Here is a 16,744-nt window from a genome sequence, read left to right as displayed (position 1 = left end):
TTCGTATAGTGGTTACAACAAAACGATCAGAAATTGCCTACCAGGTAATTTACCGCCTGCTTAAATGTGGTACCCTCCCGGATAATTTCCACTTTTTGCAGGGCGTCGCGCTTTTGTTTGTCCATTTCCAGCTGGTGGTAAATTTTGTGCAGCGTGGCGAAGTTCTTCAGCGAAAACAATTTAAAGTCAAGTCGTTGTGCGCTGTCCATAGCGGTTTCCGAAATACGGATTGCCTTGCTGTAATCTTTTTCGTGGAAACAGATTTGCGCGTAAATGATCTTATGCAGGATATCGACCAGTTTGGCGTTAAAGAAATCAGCCGAGTAATATTGCTTTAAGATTTTTTCAACATGCGAACTGATGCGTTTAGCGGGCGCCAGGTTGCCTGTTGCCATATGTGCCTGTGCTTTCCAGCACAGCATCATTAAACGGAAGGGGTCTGTCTTCGAAAACAAGATCGAAGGATAATGCTGAAACAGTCGCTGCGTAAAGTGCAACATCTGTTCATTGTCGCCCAGTAGTAAAAAGATGTAACACATGGCGCGATACACGATCTCTTCCGGCACCGAAAACGGTTTTTTAGCCGAGAAACTCCAGTGACGGGCGTAGTTGCAGACCTTTTCTTTTACCTCTTCATTACAGATGCCGAATTTCAGGTACTCGTAGATGAACAGGAACACCTCGTATGGTGTAAGCCACAGCTCACTCATTGATGGCTCACTGGCGCATATCTTTTTAATATTGTTCAGCTCAATTTCACATTGCTCTGCATCCAGCTGAATAAGCGCCATTACAAACAGGTTGCTCTTGATCTTCAGCTTATCGTCGGAAGCCTCGGCGAGCCCCATCAATGAATTCAGCACCTTGCGCTTTTTGAAATGCACGAAGTCATCACTGATAAATGAGCTGATCGGGTGTTTGCGGAAATACTCCGGCGGGAAGATGTTTTTCAACATGGCATGCTTATTATCTTCATGTTGATAATGCAACACCGTGTATTCCAGGAGGTTTGCTTTTTCCACCACCATCAGCGGCAGTACGAATATTTGTTGAATCCCGATAATGTTCTGTTGTGTGATCGCATACCGCAGCAGCCATTTGAATACTGCAATCCGGAAAGGCGACTGCGGGAAGTAATTCACTACCCTTTGCAGCATTTCTTCGGAGATCTGCATATTGTTCTCCAGGATAAAATGCATGGCAGTGAAGTATTCCAGCAGGAAGTTGTGCGCAAAACGCACCTTCACGTGGAACATGATCTCCTGGCTTAAATTCTCTTCCACCAGGATGTTGTCCGCGATCAATTCCTTATAGGCGGGAAACAGGTCGGCATTTTTATTAAGCAGGATGCTTTTATCCGCATACTGGCCGTTGCGGCCCATGTCCAGCAGTTCGAGGAGCTTATAAATGATCTGTACTTTGAAGCTGTTGCTGGACGAGTTGAACACCCTGTTTTGTATAAACCGCGATGTAATCTCGAAAAGGCTCAGGTTTTCATCGACGAACGTTTGTTCTGGTGATTCGTTGAGCTGGCAGAACAGTTGCAGATAGTAAGGATGCCGTAGCTTTTGCAGGAATCCATCGCTGAAGGTGCGTACCGTAGCCGGTTCGAAGCGGCAGTTGTAGAGTACCGTTTTTACATCCTGTTCGGATAATTGCGGTATATTAATATTACATTCCTCATCCATTTCCTGTCCCAGGTACCAATACCGGCGGAACGCCGGGTACTGCTGCGCCTGTTGGAAGACTTCGCCCCAGGTGCTCGAACGGATGCTGAGTATTACTTTCAGCCACGGGTGCAATCCGTTGGAATATACAAAGTCTTCGAGTTTAGTATATAGCAGTTTCAACTTATCAGCACCTAATGCAATTTCATCGAATCCGTCTATGACAAGTACCAGCCGGCCGCCTTTTTCTTCGAAATAGTGAGAGAAGTAATCGCGGAATGTTTCGCCATTGCCCAGGTGCAGCTGGTTGTCTAGCCAGGAAGATAGTGAGAAGCCTTTCAGCAGGAGGTTGCCGGCGGCATGTGCATGAATGAACCAGCAAATATCTTTCTTATGCGCTGCATCTTTTCCCAGCCAGAAGTGTTCGGCGGTATGTACCAACGCTAGCGATTTACCCCAGCCCGAAGGTGCAATGAACACGGTGGCTACGCAATTACTTTCGAGAAAGCGCTCGACGTGCGAGAGGCAGTACTGTCTGGGGACGGTATGCAAAAACGGGATGCCGGAGCGGTTCTTTAACGTCATCAAGGTATAATGCGAAACAGCATTAGCCTTGGCGCGGATTTCCGTCCACTTTTCCTGGTCGGCGGGCTGCTCTGCGGTATCCGTAGAGGCAGTGCGCCGATAATAATGTGTCTGAAAATCATCCCAGTCTTTGTACTGGCAATATTGCGCGAGCGTATTCAGCGTATAGCGTGAAAAGCTATGCTGGGCGAGCGCAAAACCGAAAAAACGCTTGAGTGTGGTCTCGCTGATCAGTTTTCCTGTGGCGTCCAGGATGGCCTGGGATAAAAATTTGCAATGACCCGGAAGTAGCTGATTGACACCAAACCTACGCAGCACCTCGTTCTGCAGCGTTACGATGAAGTCATACGATAGATCAATCATACGGGGACAATTAATGGATTTTCACAATTGGATTTGCAATCAGGGCTTTAATGTCATATGTACGGCTAACGCGGTACAATGGATTTTCGGTTTTTGTAGGAATGGACACGTTTCTCTTCATAAAAAAGGCACACAATCATCAATCGTGTTTGTTTAAGGTTTCAAAAAACATACAAACAATTCCTTCATTAGTATGGAATCATTTATTAAGTGCTGGCGGGCTGCTGCTAATCCGGTTATCAAACTATGAAAATCAATGTTTTACGGATGCCACACAGGCTTCGACGGCTTCGCTTAAATGTCATATTTACACTGCTTCAAATTGGTCGTTTCATCTATTCACCTATTTATAAAGACGCAAAATCAGCCTGCTGGGGTGATCGGAAAATAGGAAAAATGAATAAATATTTTCTCAAAATGAATAAAAATGAACAAAAAAACAGCACTGAATAGATGAGCGGCGAAAGGCCCCGAATGAACGAGAAAGAACGCTTACCGAACACAATATGCAGCCTACTTTCGTGTAGGCGTGTTGTTGGAAGACAGCTGAAAAAACCAAAGTTGAATGTTCAGGAAAGCATCTTTTTATAGATTGATAACCGTCGCATACACCTGCTGTTTTGACTGAATATTTCTTCCCTGATACCCGAATTAAGCTATAGCTGCCATCTTGGTTGCTGTGGTACATCCGTTCATTATTCTTTTTAACCATTGTTCGCTATGAGTTCAAAAGCTACTCCTAAAAGCCTTTGGCGCGTATTTACTGTCGTTATGAATTGCTTGTTGCTGGCCTTTTTGCCGGCATCCGACGCTTATTCCCAGCGCGTATATGCCTCCAGCCAAACAAACGGCGTTACCGGTCTGTTGTGCCTGGCCTGTAACGTAGACAATCCAACTAACTCCGTAGGCAGCGGTAATCTGGACGATTACGCGCAGTTTAATGTAACCGTAGGACTTGCGGCCTCTGTTTACCAGGTGCTCAACTTCCCGGCGGTAAATCCCAACCAGGGATGTGACTCGCTGGTAATCGGTATTGGCAGCAGCAATGATGTGCTGGCAGCCAACTTGTTAGGCGGCGTAACTGTGAGCACCTACAACGGAAACAATACCACCCCGCTGGAAACATTCCCCGCTTCTACTTCGTTGTTGCGCCTGCTGGCAGGTTCGCAGCGCGGCGAAATTGTTTTGCGGCCTACCCAACGATTCGATCGGGTGCGCATTACGCTCAACGGCGGATTGTTAGGAGCACTAAGCAACTTTCGCCTGTACTATGCCTATCGTAACCAGGTGCAACTGACCCCACCGAACATTACGACCGGCAGCAGCATATCTACTTGTAGCGGCAGTCCTGTTACTTTGCAGGCCTCCACCACTACACCGGGTGCGGTTATTTCCTGGTACGATGCGCCCACCGGGGGCAACCAGCTGCCTACACCAGGTAATCCACAGGGAACTTCCATCTCTGTTTCACCAACGGCCACTACTACTTATTATGCGCAGGTGTCGCTCGACAACTGTACTAATACAACCCGCTCCGCAATCACTGTAAATGTAAACCCGCTGCCGGCCGCGCCGGTCATTGCGGTAACGAACCAGGTGATCTGCGGCGGACAGCAGGCTACCTTCAGCGTATCTGCCCCTGTTGCGGGTGTCACCTACAGGTGGTATACGGTGCCGTCTGGCGGTACCGAAGTGGGTACGGGCACCTCCTTTACCACGCCGACGCTGAGCAGCACTACGGTGTACTATGCCGAAGCAGTGCAAATTGCCACTGGTTGTGCCAGCACCAGCCGTGTACCGGTAACTGCTACTGTTAATCCTACACCTGCGGCGCCAACTATTACACCAACGTCTATCACCATACAGGGCGGTTCAACTGCTGCATTCAGCGTACAAAACCCTGATCCGTCTGCCACTTATACCTGGTATAACCTGTCAACAGGTGGTACTGCTTTGGCTACCGGCACCAGCTTCACTACTCCCGCGTTATTCGCGACTACCAGCTATTACGTAGAAGCACGCTCTAACCAGGGTTGTGCCAGTCTTACCCGTACGCAGGTAACTGCAAATGTGAATGTGCAGAACAATGTGCCGTGCAGCTTCGCCACCCAACAGGTGAGCCCTGTTATTAATGGAGTGTGCCTGCTTTGCGGGGTAAGTGATCCAACATTAGCGGTGGACACTGACACCAGTTCTGCTTCCACAATATTTGCAACCGTGGGCGCATTGGGTAGCTCTGGACAATTGTTGCAGTTCCCGAATAACTATGCGGCAACTGACAGTATTGTGCTGGTGCTTGAAACGCCGGGTACGCTCCTGGCTTTAAGTGCCTTGTCTTCTATTACGGTTACTACCTATTCGGGCACTACATCTAATAACGATACGCGCGGGTTAAACGCGGGATTAATCAATCTGCAGCTAATCAGCGGCACCAATAAATACCGTGTGTCATTTGTTGCGGGCAATAATTTTAACGGGGTGCTTGTGTCTATTAACGGTCTGTTGAGTGCATTGCCGCAACTGCGTGTGTACTATGCCGCAGTAACCGTGCCACAGGCCGTTCCAACCAGCGCCAGCCTTAATATTTGTACGGGTTCTTCCGCTACGCTTACCGTTACCGCTCCAGCAAGTGCTACCGTTAATTGGTACGATGCGCCAGCTGGCGGCAACCTGGTTGTTGGTAATACAACAACTTATACAACGCCGGTGTTGACCGCTTCCCGCACTTACTATGTTGCCACCGGCAAGTATGGTTGTGAGAACGGATTGCGGGTACCGGTAATCGTTACGGTCAATACGCCGCCGGCAACACCAACCGTAAACACGTCAAATCTTACTGCCTGTGCAGGTGATAGTGTGACTTTTGTGGCAAACGGTCCCGCAGGTGCAACCTTCTATTGGTATACAGCGGCAACCGGCGGCAGCCCGATCGACAGTGGTGTAACGTTCACCACTCCAGGTCTGAGCGCTACCACTATGTTCTACGTGGAAGCTGCGAATAATAGTTGTGTAAGCGCGGCCCGTTTCGCGGTAACAGCTACTGTAAACGATGCGCCAGCCAGCGTAACGGAACTCCACCAGTGGCTAACATTGTACTGGGACAAACCGCCAGCTTCGCGGCATCGTCAACCACACCGGACCTGACCTTTAACTGGTTTAACCAACCTGCTGGCGGTACTTCCATATTTACCGGTTCAAACTTCGTAACACCAGCACTCGTAGCAAATACTACTTATTATGTAGAAGGGATATCCAATACTTCAGGCTGTAATACCATCACACGTTCCCCTGCTACTGTGATAGTTGGCGGCGGCGGTGCGAACGACGTGCCCTGCGATGTGGCTACTGCACAAACGAACGGTGTGAATGGCGTTTGCCTGCTGTGTGCTGTAAATAATCCCCAGCTCGCGATTGATACGGATGCTTCCACCGGTACAGACCTGCGTGTAGGCGTAGGTTTGCTGGGTGCCTACGCACAACAAACTTTGATCTTCCCGTCTGCAGGTAATACGGGCGATAGTATCATCTTCTCTATCTCGGTGCCATCCTCATTGGCTGATGTGGGCCTGTTGAGTACCGTACAAGTAGCAACTTATAATGGTGCTACCTTTAATAATGACCTGCAGTCAGTAAACAGTAACCTGCTGCAACTGCGTTTGCTGGGCGATAATCGTACGGCAATATTCACGCTGCCTGCTACGGCGGCTTACGACCGCGTAGAAATCCGTCTCAACTCAGGTGTTGCCGGTGCGCTTACGTCTGTTTACCTGAACTATGCAGCGCGTAAAGTAGCCGTGCCCACCTTCCAGGCGGATACGGTAACGATCTGTACCGGTAACACGGCCATCCTGAATGTGACCGCTCCTCCCGCTGGCGTGACCTTTAATTGGTATACATCGGCTACAGGCGGTACGCCGTTCTATACTGGTAACAGCTACCAGACAGCCGTGCTTACCCGCGATACAACTTTCTATGTAGAATCAGTACGCACGGTATCCGGTTGCGTGAACCCGGTACGTTCCGCTGTACGCGTTGCGGTTGCGGCATCCGTGCCCGCGCCTACCGTTGCTGCATCGGCGGTAACTGTTTGTGCCGGTAATCCTGCTACGTTAACAGCCACCGGCCCTGCGGGTGCAACCTTTAGGTGGTACGCACAACAAACAGGCGGCACTGCGCTGTTCACTGGCGCAGTGTATACAACCGCTGCACTGGATAGCTCCGTTCTTTATTATGTAGAAGCTGTAAATGCAGGTGGTTGCGCGAGCGCGAACCGTACAGCGGTACAGGTGAACGTAACTGCCGAACCACCGGCGCCGGTAATTAATACCACCTCCCCGGTAGCCTGTGAAGGTAGTGCTGTAACACTGTCGGCTTCCAGTAACGTGCCTGGCGCTACTATCAAGTGGTACGCCAACGCATCGGGCGATACGGCTATTGCCACCGGCAACAGCTTCACTACACCAGCGCTAACAGCGACAACAACTTACTATGCGGGTGTGGATGCCGGACAGTGTTCCAGCTCCAGCCGCACCGCGGTAACGGTAACGGTATCTGCACGGCCAGCGGCACCAACGGCAACCATAGCGCCTGCCGGACAAGTGCCATATGGCCAGACGGCAACGCTGACCGCAACTTCTGCCACGCCGAATGTTACGTTCCGCTGGTACAGCGATTCAACCAGTACGTCACCGCTTGCTACGGGCAACAGCTTTACCACACCTGCCCTGTCGAATACCACAAGGTATTTTGTAGAGGCAGTATCTAACGTGAGCGGTTGCGCCAGCAATGCACGCACGGCCGTTACCGTGACCGTGGATCGCAACTTCGATCCGGGTTGCGATGTGGCGAATGCACAGGATAACGCTGTTGGCGGTATTTGCGTAGCCTGCAACGTAACCAACCCTGATAATGCGGTTGACAATGATCTCAATAACTACTCGAACCTCCACGTAACATTGGGTGTTGCAGGTGCTTATTCCTCACAAACCCTGCGCTTCCCGTTCGCTTCAGGTCCCGGCGATTCTGTAAGATTGAAACTGGAATTACCAGGTTCTGTGGTGAATGCTGGTCTTTTAGGCGCCATCTCGATTGCTTCTTACAATGGTGCCACGTATAACAATGATCGCATCCTCCTGAATGATAATCTGATTAAAGTAGATGTGCTGGGTGGCGCTACCGGGCAGGTGATTGTCACTTTTGCTCCGGCGGCTTCGTTCGACAGGGTTGAGCTCAGGCTGAATTCGGGTCTGGCGCTCGCGCTGTCCGACCTGCGCGTTTACTACGCGAATCGCGTGATTACTGCTCCGGTAGTAACACCGCCTTCTGCAACTATCTGTGCAGGTTCAACGGTGACCTTCACCGCTACTGCTTCCGCGGAGGCGACCATTAACTGGTACGATGCTCCGACCGGAGGTACCTTACTAACCACCGGCGCAAGCTATACCACACCACAATTGAACGCTATCACTACGTACTATGTAGAGGCGGTACGCACTGCTAATGGTTGTGCGAACCCGATCCGCACACAGGTAATGGTGAACGTACGTCCGGTGCCGCAACCGCCGGTAATTACCAGTGCAAACCCGAGCATCTGCGCAGGACAAACTGCCACACTGAGGGCAACCACTACTGATGGCAGCCAGGTGCGCTGGTACGATGCGCCTGTTAACGGCACATTGCTGGCGACCGACAGCACCTTCATCACGCCGGCACTGAACTCGACCACCATCTATTATGCAGAGGCTTATAACGGTACTTGCTCCAATAGTGGTGCGCGAGTTGCGGTAACGGTTACAGTCGGTGCGAATGTGATTCCGCCCGTGCTGGATAATGCTAACCAATCTGTATGCGTTGGCAGCAATGCGGTAGTGAATGTCGTGTCGCCGGTAGCTGGTTATACCTACACCTGGTACACATCACTTACGGGAGGTACACCAGTGGCGACAGGGCCTACCTTTACCACACCGGTGCTTACTGCCAGCACTATCTACTATGTAGAGGCCACCACAACGGGCGGCACCTGCGCAGGGGGCAGCACCCGCGTGCAGGCTGTGATCAACGTGAGCGCAGCTCCTGCATTGCCCGTAGTAGTGAACCCAACGCCGATTACTTGTATCGGTACATCTGCCCAATTGTCAATTCAAAACCCTGTCGCTGGGGTTACTTACACCTGGTACAATGTTGCTACAGGCGGCACACCGCTGGCGATAGGCACCACGTTTAATACCCCCGCCCTTACAGGCACCACTACTTACTATGTATCTGCCGTGAACAGTAATAATTGTGCGAGCAATGGCCGCGCATCGGTCACTATCACCGCAAATGCGACACCGAATACACCTGCGCTTACAGATGCGAACGTGACCGTTTGCCGCGGCAGCAGTACTACCCTGCAGGTAGCCAATGCAGTGGCGGGCGTTACCTACACCTGGTACGATGCAAGCGTTGGCGGAAATGTGGTGTTCACCGGAACATCTTTCGCAACACCTGCGATCAATGCGAATACCTCATACTATGTAGAAGCCAGCCAGCCTGGCGGTTGTGTGAGCAACGCAAGGGCTGTGGCAACGGTAAGTATTACCGACGGTCCGTCGATGCCGGCCGTATCTGCGGGACCAACCATATGCGCCGGCAATAGTGCAAGACTGCAGGTGATTAATCCGCAGGCAGGCATTCTGTACAGCTGGTTTGATGCAGTTACTGGTGGTAATCAACTGGCGGAAGACAGTGTATTCTTTACCACACCTGCCCTTAACGCTACGACTACTTACTACGTGCAGGCATCTGCGGGAACTTGTGCAAGCAGCTCAAGGGTGAGCATAACGGTTACAGTATCTACCACTGCCGGGACGGTGACGCTGGTGAATAACAGCCTGACTGCTTGTCGCGGCACAACCGTGACCTTCAGCGTACAAAATCCGCAACCTGGGGTTACATATCGTTGGTACGATGCGCTCACGGGCGGCAACCTGGTTGGTACCGGTGCAGATTTCACAACACCTTCGCTCACTGGCAGAAGCTCCTATTTTGTAGAAGGCATCAGTGCTACCGGCTGTAACAGCCCAAGCCGCACTACGGCAATCGCCAATATTATAGATCCGCCAACACCACCGGCTGTACAAGCGCCAGAGGTGACTGTATGTCGTGGTAATACTACCGTACTGGCCGTAGACGGTGAAGATGTCAACTACATCTATCGTTGGTACGATGCGCCAACAGGCGGTAACCAGGTAGGTTCCGGCGGACAGTTTACCACGCCGGCCATGAATGCTACGACGACTTATTATGTAGATGCAGCCACTACCAGCGGTACCTGCGTGAGTGCCTCCCGGACAGCGGTAAAAGTAAATGTGGTTGAGCAGCCGGCAGCACCGGTACTGGCAAACGCCGGCATCGTATCAGCCTGCGCGGGAGCAACGGCTACGTTCTCGGTACAAAACATCCTGCCTGGCGCCACCTATCGTTGGTATGATGCGCCGACCGGAGGCAACCTGGTATACACCGGTGCGTCATTTGTGACAGGCGTCCTCTCCGGCCCGGCTACCTACTATGTAGAAACTGTGCTGAGCGGAACCTGTGTCAGCAGCACAAGAGCGCAGGCTACTGCTAATATAACAGTGGCGCCTGTAGCGCCGGTGATCGCAGGGCATGATGCAGCGATTTGTGCGAACAACAGGGATACCCTGACCGCTACATCACTCACGCCGGGCGTTAGTTTCCGCTGGTATAGCAGTCTTACAGAGACTACGCCGATATTCACCGGTAATGTGTTCATCACGCCGTTACTGACAGCGACCACCACTTATTATGTGGATGCGGCATTACCGGGCGGCTGTGTAAGTGCCATCCGTACGCCGGTTATTGTTGAAGTGGCACAGCCGCTTGCGATGCCGACCGTAACAGTACTCGATACAGAACCGACATCGATTACCTTCCAGTGGAATGCGGTAGCAGGCGCTATTGCCTACCAGGTGTCGACCGATGGTGGTATTACCGTGCAAACGCCAAGCTCTGGTCTGACCGGTACTTCACATACCATACAAAACCTGGTGCCTGGTCAAACGGTGACATGACCGTTCGTGCAATTGGACTCACACCTTGTTCGAATAGTGGCTGGTTCCTGGGTGCATCCGGAACTTCCGATAATCCGAACGGCAATGTAGTGTTCATCCCGAATGCCTTTACGCCGAATAATGATGGCAGCAATGATATCCTGTATGTCTATGGCAACACGATAGCCAAGATGTCGCTGCGCATCTTCAACCAGTGGGGACAACTGGTGTTTGAATCGAAAGACAAGGCGAAAGGATGGGATGGTACCATGAGTGGTCAGCGCCAGCCGGTGGGTGTATATGTTTATGAATTCATGTCGACGATGACCGACGGCACGAAGATCAATAAACGTGGTACTATCACGATTATACGTTAATCCCGCATTACAAAGCGATCATCTTATAAAGCCGGAATGGGCAAGCCTCTGCAGGCAGTTCCATTCCGGCATATTCTGAAAACCAAGAAAAAGCATTTTTATGAGAAGAGTAGCCATCTTCGTAATGTTGACCGTTGTTTCCTGCCTGCCCAAACTCGCTTCGGCACAGGTAGATCCTCACTTTGCACAGTATTATGCCTATCCCTTATGGCTGAACCCTGCATTGGCGGGTATTATCGACGGCGACTACCGTATTACGGTAAACCATCGCACACAGGGTACCAATATTGGTAAGCCTTATTCCACTACCGCCATTTCTGCGGACGCAGCTACTAACAAAAACATCGGTGTGGGGCTGACGCTTTTAAACATGGCGGCAGGACAAGCAGGTTATAATTACTTTAATGCTATGGCGTCCGTGTCTTACAGCGGTATCAAATTCGGCCGCGAGAACTCGCAGCGTGTGGTATTTGGTATACAAGCCGGTTTGATCAACAGGCGGGTTGATCAAACGAAATTTCAGTTGGGCAGTCAGTATAATCCAATTTCCGGATTTGATCCAAACATTCCTTCCGGAGAAGCATTGAAAGCAACTTCCTCTTCTGTGTTCGACGCCAGTGCGGGCGCGCTTTACTTTGACGGTGATCCGCAGCATATGTTCAACCCTTTTGCAGGTGTTGCTGTGGCCCGGCTCACACAACCTGAAGATCCCTTTGTAGCGGCGGATGAAGAAAGCCCAAATCTTCCGATGCGCTACCTTGTACACGGAGGTACCCGCATTAAAGTAACAGATCTGATTGGTGTAACACCACATGTATTATATATGCGCCAGGGTAATGCCGAAGAAATTGTCGGAGGTGCTTATGCGCAAATCAAAATTAACCCGGAGTGCGATCTTATGGGCGGTTTCAACTATCGTCTGCATGATGCTGTGGTGCCCTTCGCTGGGTTCCAGTACAAAGGTATTACACTGGGCCTAAGCTATGATGTAAATGCATCCGACTATCGCCGTTTCTCCAACGCCAACAACGCATTTGAGTTGTCGCTGTCGTTTATTGGCCGTAAACGCCGGATACTGCAGCCGGAATATTTTATCTGCCCAAGATTGTAAAACACGTTACAACACAAGGAAAGGGAATCGATCACAAATGACCTCAGACTATGAAAAAATTTACACGCATCTGGCTGTTTCTGTTGTTGCTTTCGGGGAGTTATGCAAACGCACAGTACGTAATGGACTACAAACGTACTGCCGATAATTATTTTGAAACAAGAGATTACTATTCGGCCGCCCAGTATTATAATCGTGCGCTTGGTTCTTTTAAAGGCGCCTCGCCCGAGGTAAAACCATACCTGCCCGAAAAAATGGCGCCCAGGAAAGGGCGCAAGTTTAAAGATCATGAGCAGATGATGTTTCGCCTGGCGGAGTCTTACCGCATGTACTTCGATTACGGTAACGCCGAAAAACGTATGCCGAGGTGCTGGCTATGCCAAACGCTTCGACCATGTTTCCACTGGCCAGGTTCTGGTACGGCGTAACACTGCGCGCCAATGCGAAATATGATGAGGCGCTCAGCCAGTTTCAACAATTTAAACAGGAATATAAAGTATTGGATGATTACAGTAATCGTGTAAACCTTGAGATCGCATGCTGCGAATTTGCCTCTAATGAAATGAAAAAGCCCAGCCGTTTTGAAGTAACGAAGATGGCCGGTAATATTAACCAGGGCGGCGCGAACTACGCAGCCGCGCAACCGGACCGCGGTACGTTATACTTTACCTCTTCGCGCCTGGATCAGGCCGAACTGGAAAAGAAGAACAGCCCCTTCGTAAATAATATTTACGAAGCTGTTGCCGGTGAAAACGATAGTTACAGCGGCGAAAAGAAAGCACAAATTCCGGTCGCCAAGGGTTTTGACCAGGGAACACCTGCATTCAGTCCCGATGGAAACACGCTGTATCTTACCCGCTGGACCACTAAAGACGGCGTGAAGCTCGCTACAATTTTCAGTTCGTCAAAACAGGGCGATACCTGGGCCGAGCCCAAGCCGCTGGATGCTGCCGTGAACGTGGCGGGCTACAGTTCCAAAGAACCTTTCGTAACGCCCGATGGCAAATACCTTGTATTTGCTTCCAACCGTCCGGGTGGTATGGGGAAATTCGACCTGTGGTTCAGTACGATTGTCGATGGAAGAATCGGCACCGCGCAGAATATGGGCACCACCATCAACACAAAAGATGAAGAGCAGGCGCCCTTTTATGATGCGAAGGCCAAGGTGTTGGTATTTAGTACAGATGGGCGCATTGGCTTTGGTGGACTTGATTTTTTCCAAAGCAAGGGGAGTTCGGCAACTGGAGTGTCCCCGAGAACATGGGAACACCACTCAACTCACAAAAAGATGATGTGTATTATGCGTCGGCCGATAGCGACCTGGGTATGCGCAAAGGCTATATCAGCTCCGACCGCGCGTCTGTCTGCTGCCTGGAAATTTACAGCGTGAAGCGCAAATCCAAAATGCTCGGTGGTATGGTACTTGACTGCGAAACCCGCCAGCCGCTCAGCGGCGCCCGCGTAACGTTGCTCGATACGATCAACAATAAAATCATCGATCAGCAAACGATAGATGCATCAGGCCTGTACACCTTTGAAGTGGAAGTGAAGAAGCGCTACAAGGTGCTGGTGGAAAAGGAAAATTATTTCAGCAAGGGCATGCAGGTAAGCACGAATCCATTGGAAAATATGGATACGCTGATGAGTCCTTCGTTGTGTCTTAACCGCTACGAAATAGGGAAGGCGATCATCCTGAAAGATATTTTCTACGATTATAATAAAGCAGATTTGCGTCAGCAGTCGCTGGTTGTACTCGATACCTTATACCAGATTATGATTGATAACCCGGCCATCACCATTGAGCTAAGTGCACATACCGACAGTAAGGGCACCGATGCTTATAACCTCAAACTGTCAGAAGCAAGGGCGCAGTCGTGCGTAAATTACCTTATCAGTAAAGGTATTGCCCGCTCCAGGCTTGAAAGTAAAGGTTATGGTGAGTCCAAACCTATTGCCCCCAATAACCTGCCGAACGGCAAAGACAACCCTGACGGCCGACAGCTGAACAGGAGAACTGAATTCAAGGTATTACGTAATTAGACGAAACCCGAAAGAGATCGTCACGCACAAAGAAGCTGGCTGGAAAAGCCAACCATATCCTTTGAATGAGACCATCATAATAATAGCCGGAAGTTAATTCCGGCTATTATCTTTTTGGGGAAACAATTTGGGTTCCGTTTAACTAAAATCTCTTCTGTTGCGATTATTGAGCCTGGTACATGTTCGCTTTTGCAGCAACGCTGTCTGTGCCAGCCGCTTTCTTAAACGAAATGATTGCAAACGCAGGGCGTTTCACCAGTGAGTCGAAAGTGAATTTAGTACCGTTGAGCGTTTTGATGTTGCTCAGTGTAGCGCTGATTGTAGAACCTGTTGCAGTGCTCTTGAAGGGAGAGAACTTGAACAGCGTGTCTGTAGTCGGCGTACCGATAGAACCTTTGATAACGTTAAAGAAGTAAGTAGTGTCTTTAGTCGTTTTGGTCAAAGTGATCTTCAGGTTGAAAGAAGAATCCGCGTTTTCAGTAGCAGTGATGTCAGCAGAAGCGCCACCAGCAGCAACGAGCGCGTATTTCTTGTTTCTTGCAGAAGGGCTGTCATCTTTGCTGCAGGCAGCAAGTGTAACTCCAAATACGGCAGTAGCCAGCAATCCCAATTTCAGGGCGTGGTTCTTAAACATAAGCATGATTTCCGTTTTAAATAAGTTTGTTTTCCGTTTAGTGGATCGTTTTAATCCATGTGTTAAACGAGGGTTAAGAAAAGAATGTTACAGCGAAGGTTAAAAAAATGTATAAAGCACCTTCTTTATGTTGAGGTAAATGTAGCGCTGTAAAGCATTTCAGAGGGATAAATATTTTTTTGTTTTCCTGTTACTCCTGCCAAAGCATGGTGCAACATCTAAAACAGGGGTATTGTTTTTTGTAAATTTTTATAATTACCTTCGTTTACCACAATACAATGAATATGATCTGCTAATTCAGACCGGGTACTTCCCGGTCACCGCCTAAGTGCCACCCCTTACAAATACCGGAGTTATGCTTCGGATCAATTTTATTTACAGCTACGTCATCAAACTACTGCTATATGCAGCTGGTAGCGCGTTTGCGCATAATACGGGAGCTACATTATTCAACATAAATATTTGCAGACAATGCAACAAGTCACGGAATCAACATCCCGCACGGGTAATTTTTTCAAACTATTAAAAGAGGCAGTTACCGGTCAGGAAAAGGAATATACTTCGGGCAGCATCGATAAAGCGATCTTTTTGCTCGCTGTTCCCATGGTACTCGAAATGTTGATGGAGAGCACCTTTGCACTGGTCGATATATTCTTCGTGGGCCGTTTGGGCAAGGCCGCCGTGGCCAGTGTGGGCCTGACGGAGTCAGTCCTTATGATTGTTTATTCCATCGCGATGGGTTTAAGCATGGCCGCAACAGCGGTAGTAGCAAGGCGCACCGGCGAAAAGGACCCCGACGGCGCGGCGCACTCCGCCATGCAGGCTATTTACATCATGACCGGCATATCCATCCTGGTAAGTATCGCCGGATTTTTCTTTGCAGATAAGATACTCGCGCTCATGGGTGCCAGCGCCGATGTGGTGAGTGCAGGGCACAACTACGCACGGATTATGCTCACAGGTAATATTGTGATCATGCTGCTTTTCCTGATCAACGGTATTTTTCGCGGGGCAGGCAATGCCACCATCGCGATGCGCTCACTCATCATTGCCAATGTGCTGAACATTATTTTATGCCCCGCACTGATTTATGGCTTTGGACCAATACCCGCGCTGGGCCTGGATGGCGCCGCTATCGGCACCACGATTGGCCGCAGTGTTGGTGTGCTTTACCAATTATATCACCTGTTCATTAAAAAGAGTGGTATTCACATTGCGGCGCGGCACCTTGGTTTTGACCCGGAAATTGTAAAACGTACGGTAAAAATCGCTTCCGGCGGAACGGCGCAATATCTCATCGGCTCGGCCAGTTGGATTTTCCTGGTGCGCATAATCTCTGTTTTCGGAGAAGAGGCTCGCCGGTTATACGATCGCTATCCGCATGATCGTTTTTACCATGTTGCCCGCCTGGGGACTGGCCAATGCGGCTGCTACACTGGTGGGGCAAAATCTCGGTGCACGGCAGCCGGACCGGGCCGAGAAGTCAGCCTGGCGGGCTGCCTTCTTTAATATGGTCTTCCTGGGTATTGTGTCGCTCGGGTATTTAATAGGTGCGCCGGTCATGATGACCTTCTTCAGTGATGATCCGAAAGTGCTGGAATACGGTGTGCAGTGTCTTCGACTGGTAACGCTCGGTTACATCATTTTCGGGTATGGCATGGTGATATCGCAGTCGTTCAACGGCGCAGGCGATACCCGCACCCCAACGATCATCAACCTGTTCGGGTTCTGGTTTTTCCAGATCCCGCTGGCCTACGCGCTGGCGGTAATGCTGGAGATGGGCCCGGCCGGCGTGTTTGTTGCCATTTCGGTGGCGGAGTCGGCCATTGCACTGGTGGCCATCGTGATTTTCCGCAAGGGACGCTGGAAGCAGGTGAAAGTATAGGGATAAGCCTTACCTTTGCCAGCGTTCATAA

11 protein-coding genes are annotated in these 16,744 nt (G+C 50.2%); 9 read left to right on the top strand and 2 right to left on the bottom strand.

Features of this window, described 5'->3' with window-relative positions; all coding sequences use genetic code 11:
- Nucleotides 1-26: 26 nt before the first annotated feature.
- Nucleotides 27-2,615: an NACHT domain-containing protein gene (locus MKQ70_RS26340; protein ID WP_248075533.1), complete on the bottom strand. Its 2,589-nt coding sequence runs from the start codon at nucleotides 2,613-2,615 to the stop codon at nucleotides 27-29.
- A gap of 771 nt (nucleotides 2,616-3,386) precedes the next feature.
- Between MKQ70_RS26340 and MKQ70_RS26335 the strand changes: the two genes are divergently transcribed.
- From MKQ70_RS26335 to MKQ70_RS41520, 7 genes are all read left to right on the top strand, one after another.
- Entirely contained in the window at nucleotides 3,387-5,759 is a 2,373-nt protein-coding gene (locus MKQ70_RS26335; RefSeq protein ID WP_248075531.1) for an immunoglobulin domain-containing protein, read from the top strand.
- A complete protein-coding gene (locus MKQ70_RS26330) occupies nucleotides 5,696-10,687 on the top strand; it encodes an immunoglobulin domain-containing protein (protein WP_248075529.1) in 4,992 nt (1,663 codons plus the stop codon). Before MKQ70_RS26335 ends, MKQ70_RS26330 begins: the two co-directional genes overlap by 64 nt.
- Nucleotides 10,684-11,043 (top strand): T9SS type B sorting domain-containing protein, encoded by a 360-nt coding sequence (locus MKQ70_RS26325; RefSeq protein WP_248075527.1) that lies wholly within the window; start codon nucleotides 10,684-10,686, stop codon nucleotides 11,041-11,043. The genes MKQ70_RS26330 and MKQ70_RS26325 overlap by 4 nt, the downstream gene beginning before the upstream one ends.
- 100 nt (nucleotides 11,044-11,143) lie before the next feature.
- Nucleotides 11,144-12,154 (top strand): PorP/SprF family type IX secretion system membrane protein, encoded by a 1,011-nt coding sequence (locus tag MKQ70_RS26320; RefSeq protein WP_248075525.1) that lies wholly within the window; start codon nucleotides 11,144-11,146, stop codon nucleotides 12,152-12,154.
- 50 nt (nucleotides 12,155-12,204) lie between these two features.
- Nucleotides 12,205-12,582 (top strand): hypothetical protein, encoded by a 378-nt coding sequence (locus MKQ70_RS26315; protein ID WP_248075520.1) that lies wholly within the window; start codon nucleotides 12,205-12,207, stop codon nucleotides 12,580-12,582.
- Nucleotides 12,522-13,544 carry a TolB family protein gene (locus tag MKQ70_RS26310; protein ID WP_248075519.1) on the top strand — a complete coding sequence of 341 codons (1,023 nt, stop codon included), beginning with the start codon at nucleotides 12,522-12,524 and terminating at the stop codon, nucleotides 13,542-13,544. Before MKQ70_RS26315 ends, MKQ70_RS26310 begins: the two co-directional genes overlap by 61 nt.
- Nucleotides 13,541-14,194, top strand: coding sequence for an OmpA family protein (locus MKQ70_RS41520; protein ID WP_248075518.1), 654 nt, complete (start codon nucleotides 13,541-13,543; stop codon nucleotides 14,192-14,194). Before MKQ70_RS26310 ends, MKQ70_RS41520 begins: the two co-directional genes overlap by 4 nt.
- A 163-nt stretch (nucleotides 14,195-14,357) precedes the next feature.
- Here the strand turns inward: MKQ70_RS41520 and MKQ70_RS26300 are convergent, their stop codons facing one another.
- Nucleotides 14,358-14,834, bottom strand: a complete 477-nt coding sequence (locus tag MKQ70_RS26300) for a hypothetical protein (protein WP_248075517.1) — start codon at nucleotides 14,832-14,834, stop codon at nucleotides 14,358-14,360.
- A gap of 465 nt (nucleotides 14,835-15,299) precedes the next feature.
- On the opposite strand from MKQ70_RS26300, the gene MKQ70_RS26295 reads away from it, so the two are divergent.
- Nucleotides 15,300-16,337 (top strand): MATE family efflux transporter, encoded by a 1,038-nt coding sequence (locus MKQ70_RS26295; protein WP_248075516.1) that lies wholly within the window; start codon nucleotides 15,300-15,302, stop codon nucleotides 16,335-16,337.
- Nucleotides 16,225-16,713 carry an MATE family efflux transporter gene (locus tag MKQ70_RS26290; RefSeq protein WP_248081673.1) on the top strand — a complete coding sequence of 163 codons (489 nt, stop codon included), beginning with the start codon at nucleotides 16,225-16,227 and terminating at the stop codon, nucleotides 16,711-16,713. Before MKQ70_RS26295 ends, MKQ70_RS26290 begins: the two co-directional genes overlap by 113 nt.
- The last annotated feature ends 31 nt before the right edge of the window (nucleotides 16,714-16,744 follow it).

This window comes from Chitinophaga sedimenti (assembly GCF_023156195.1).
GTDB lineage: Bacteria > Bacteroidota > Bacteroidia > Chitinophagales > Chitinophagaceae > Chitinophaga > Chitinophaga sedimenti.
This window is presented reverse-complemented; position numbering and strand designations above follow the sequence as displayed.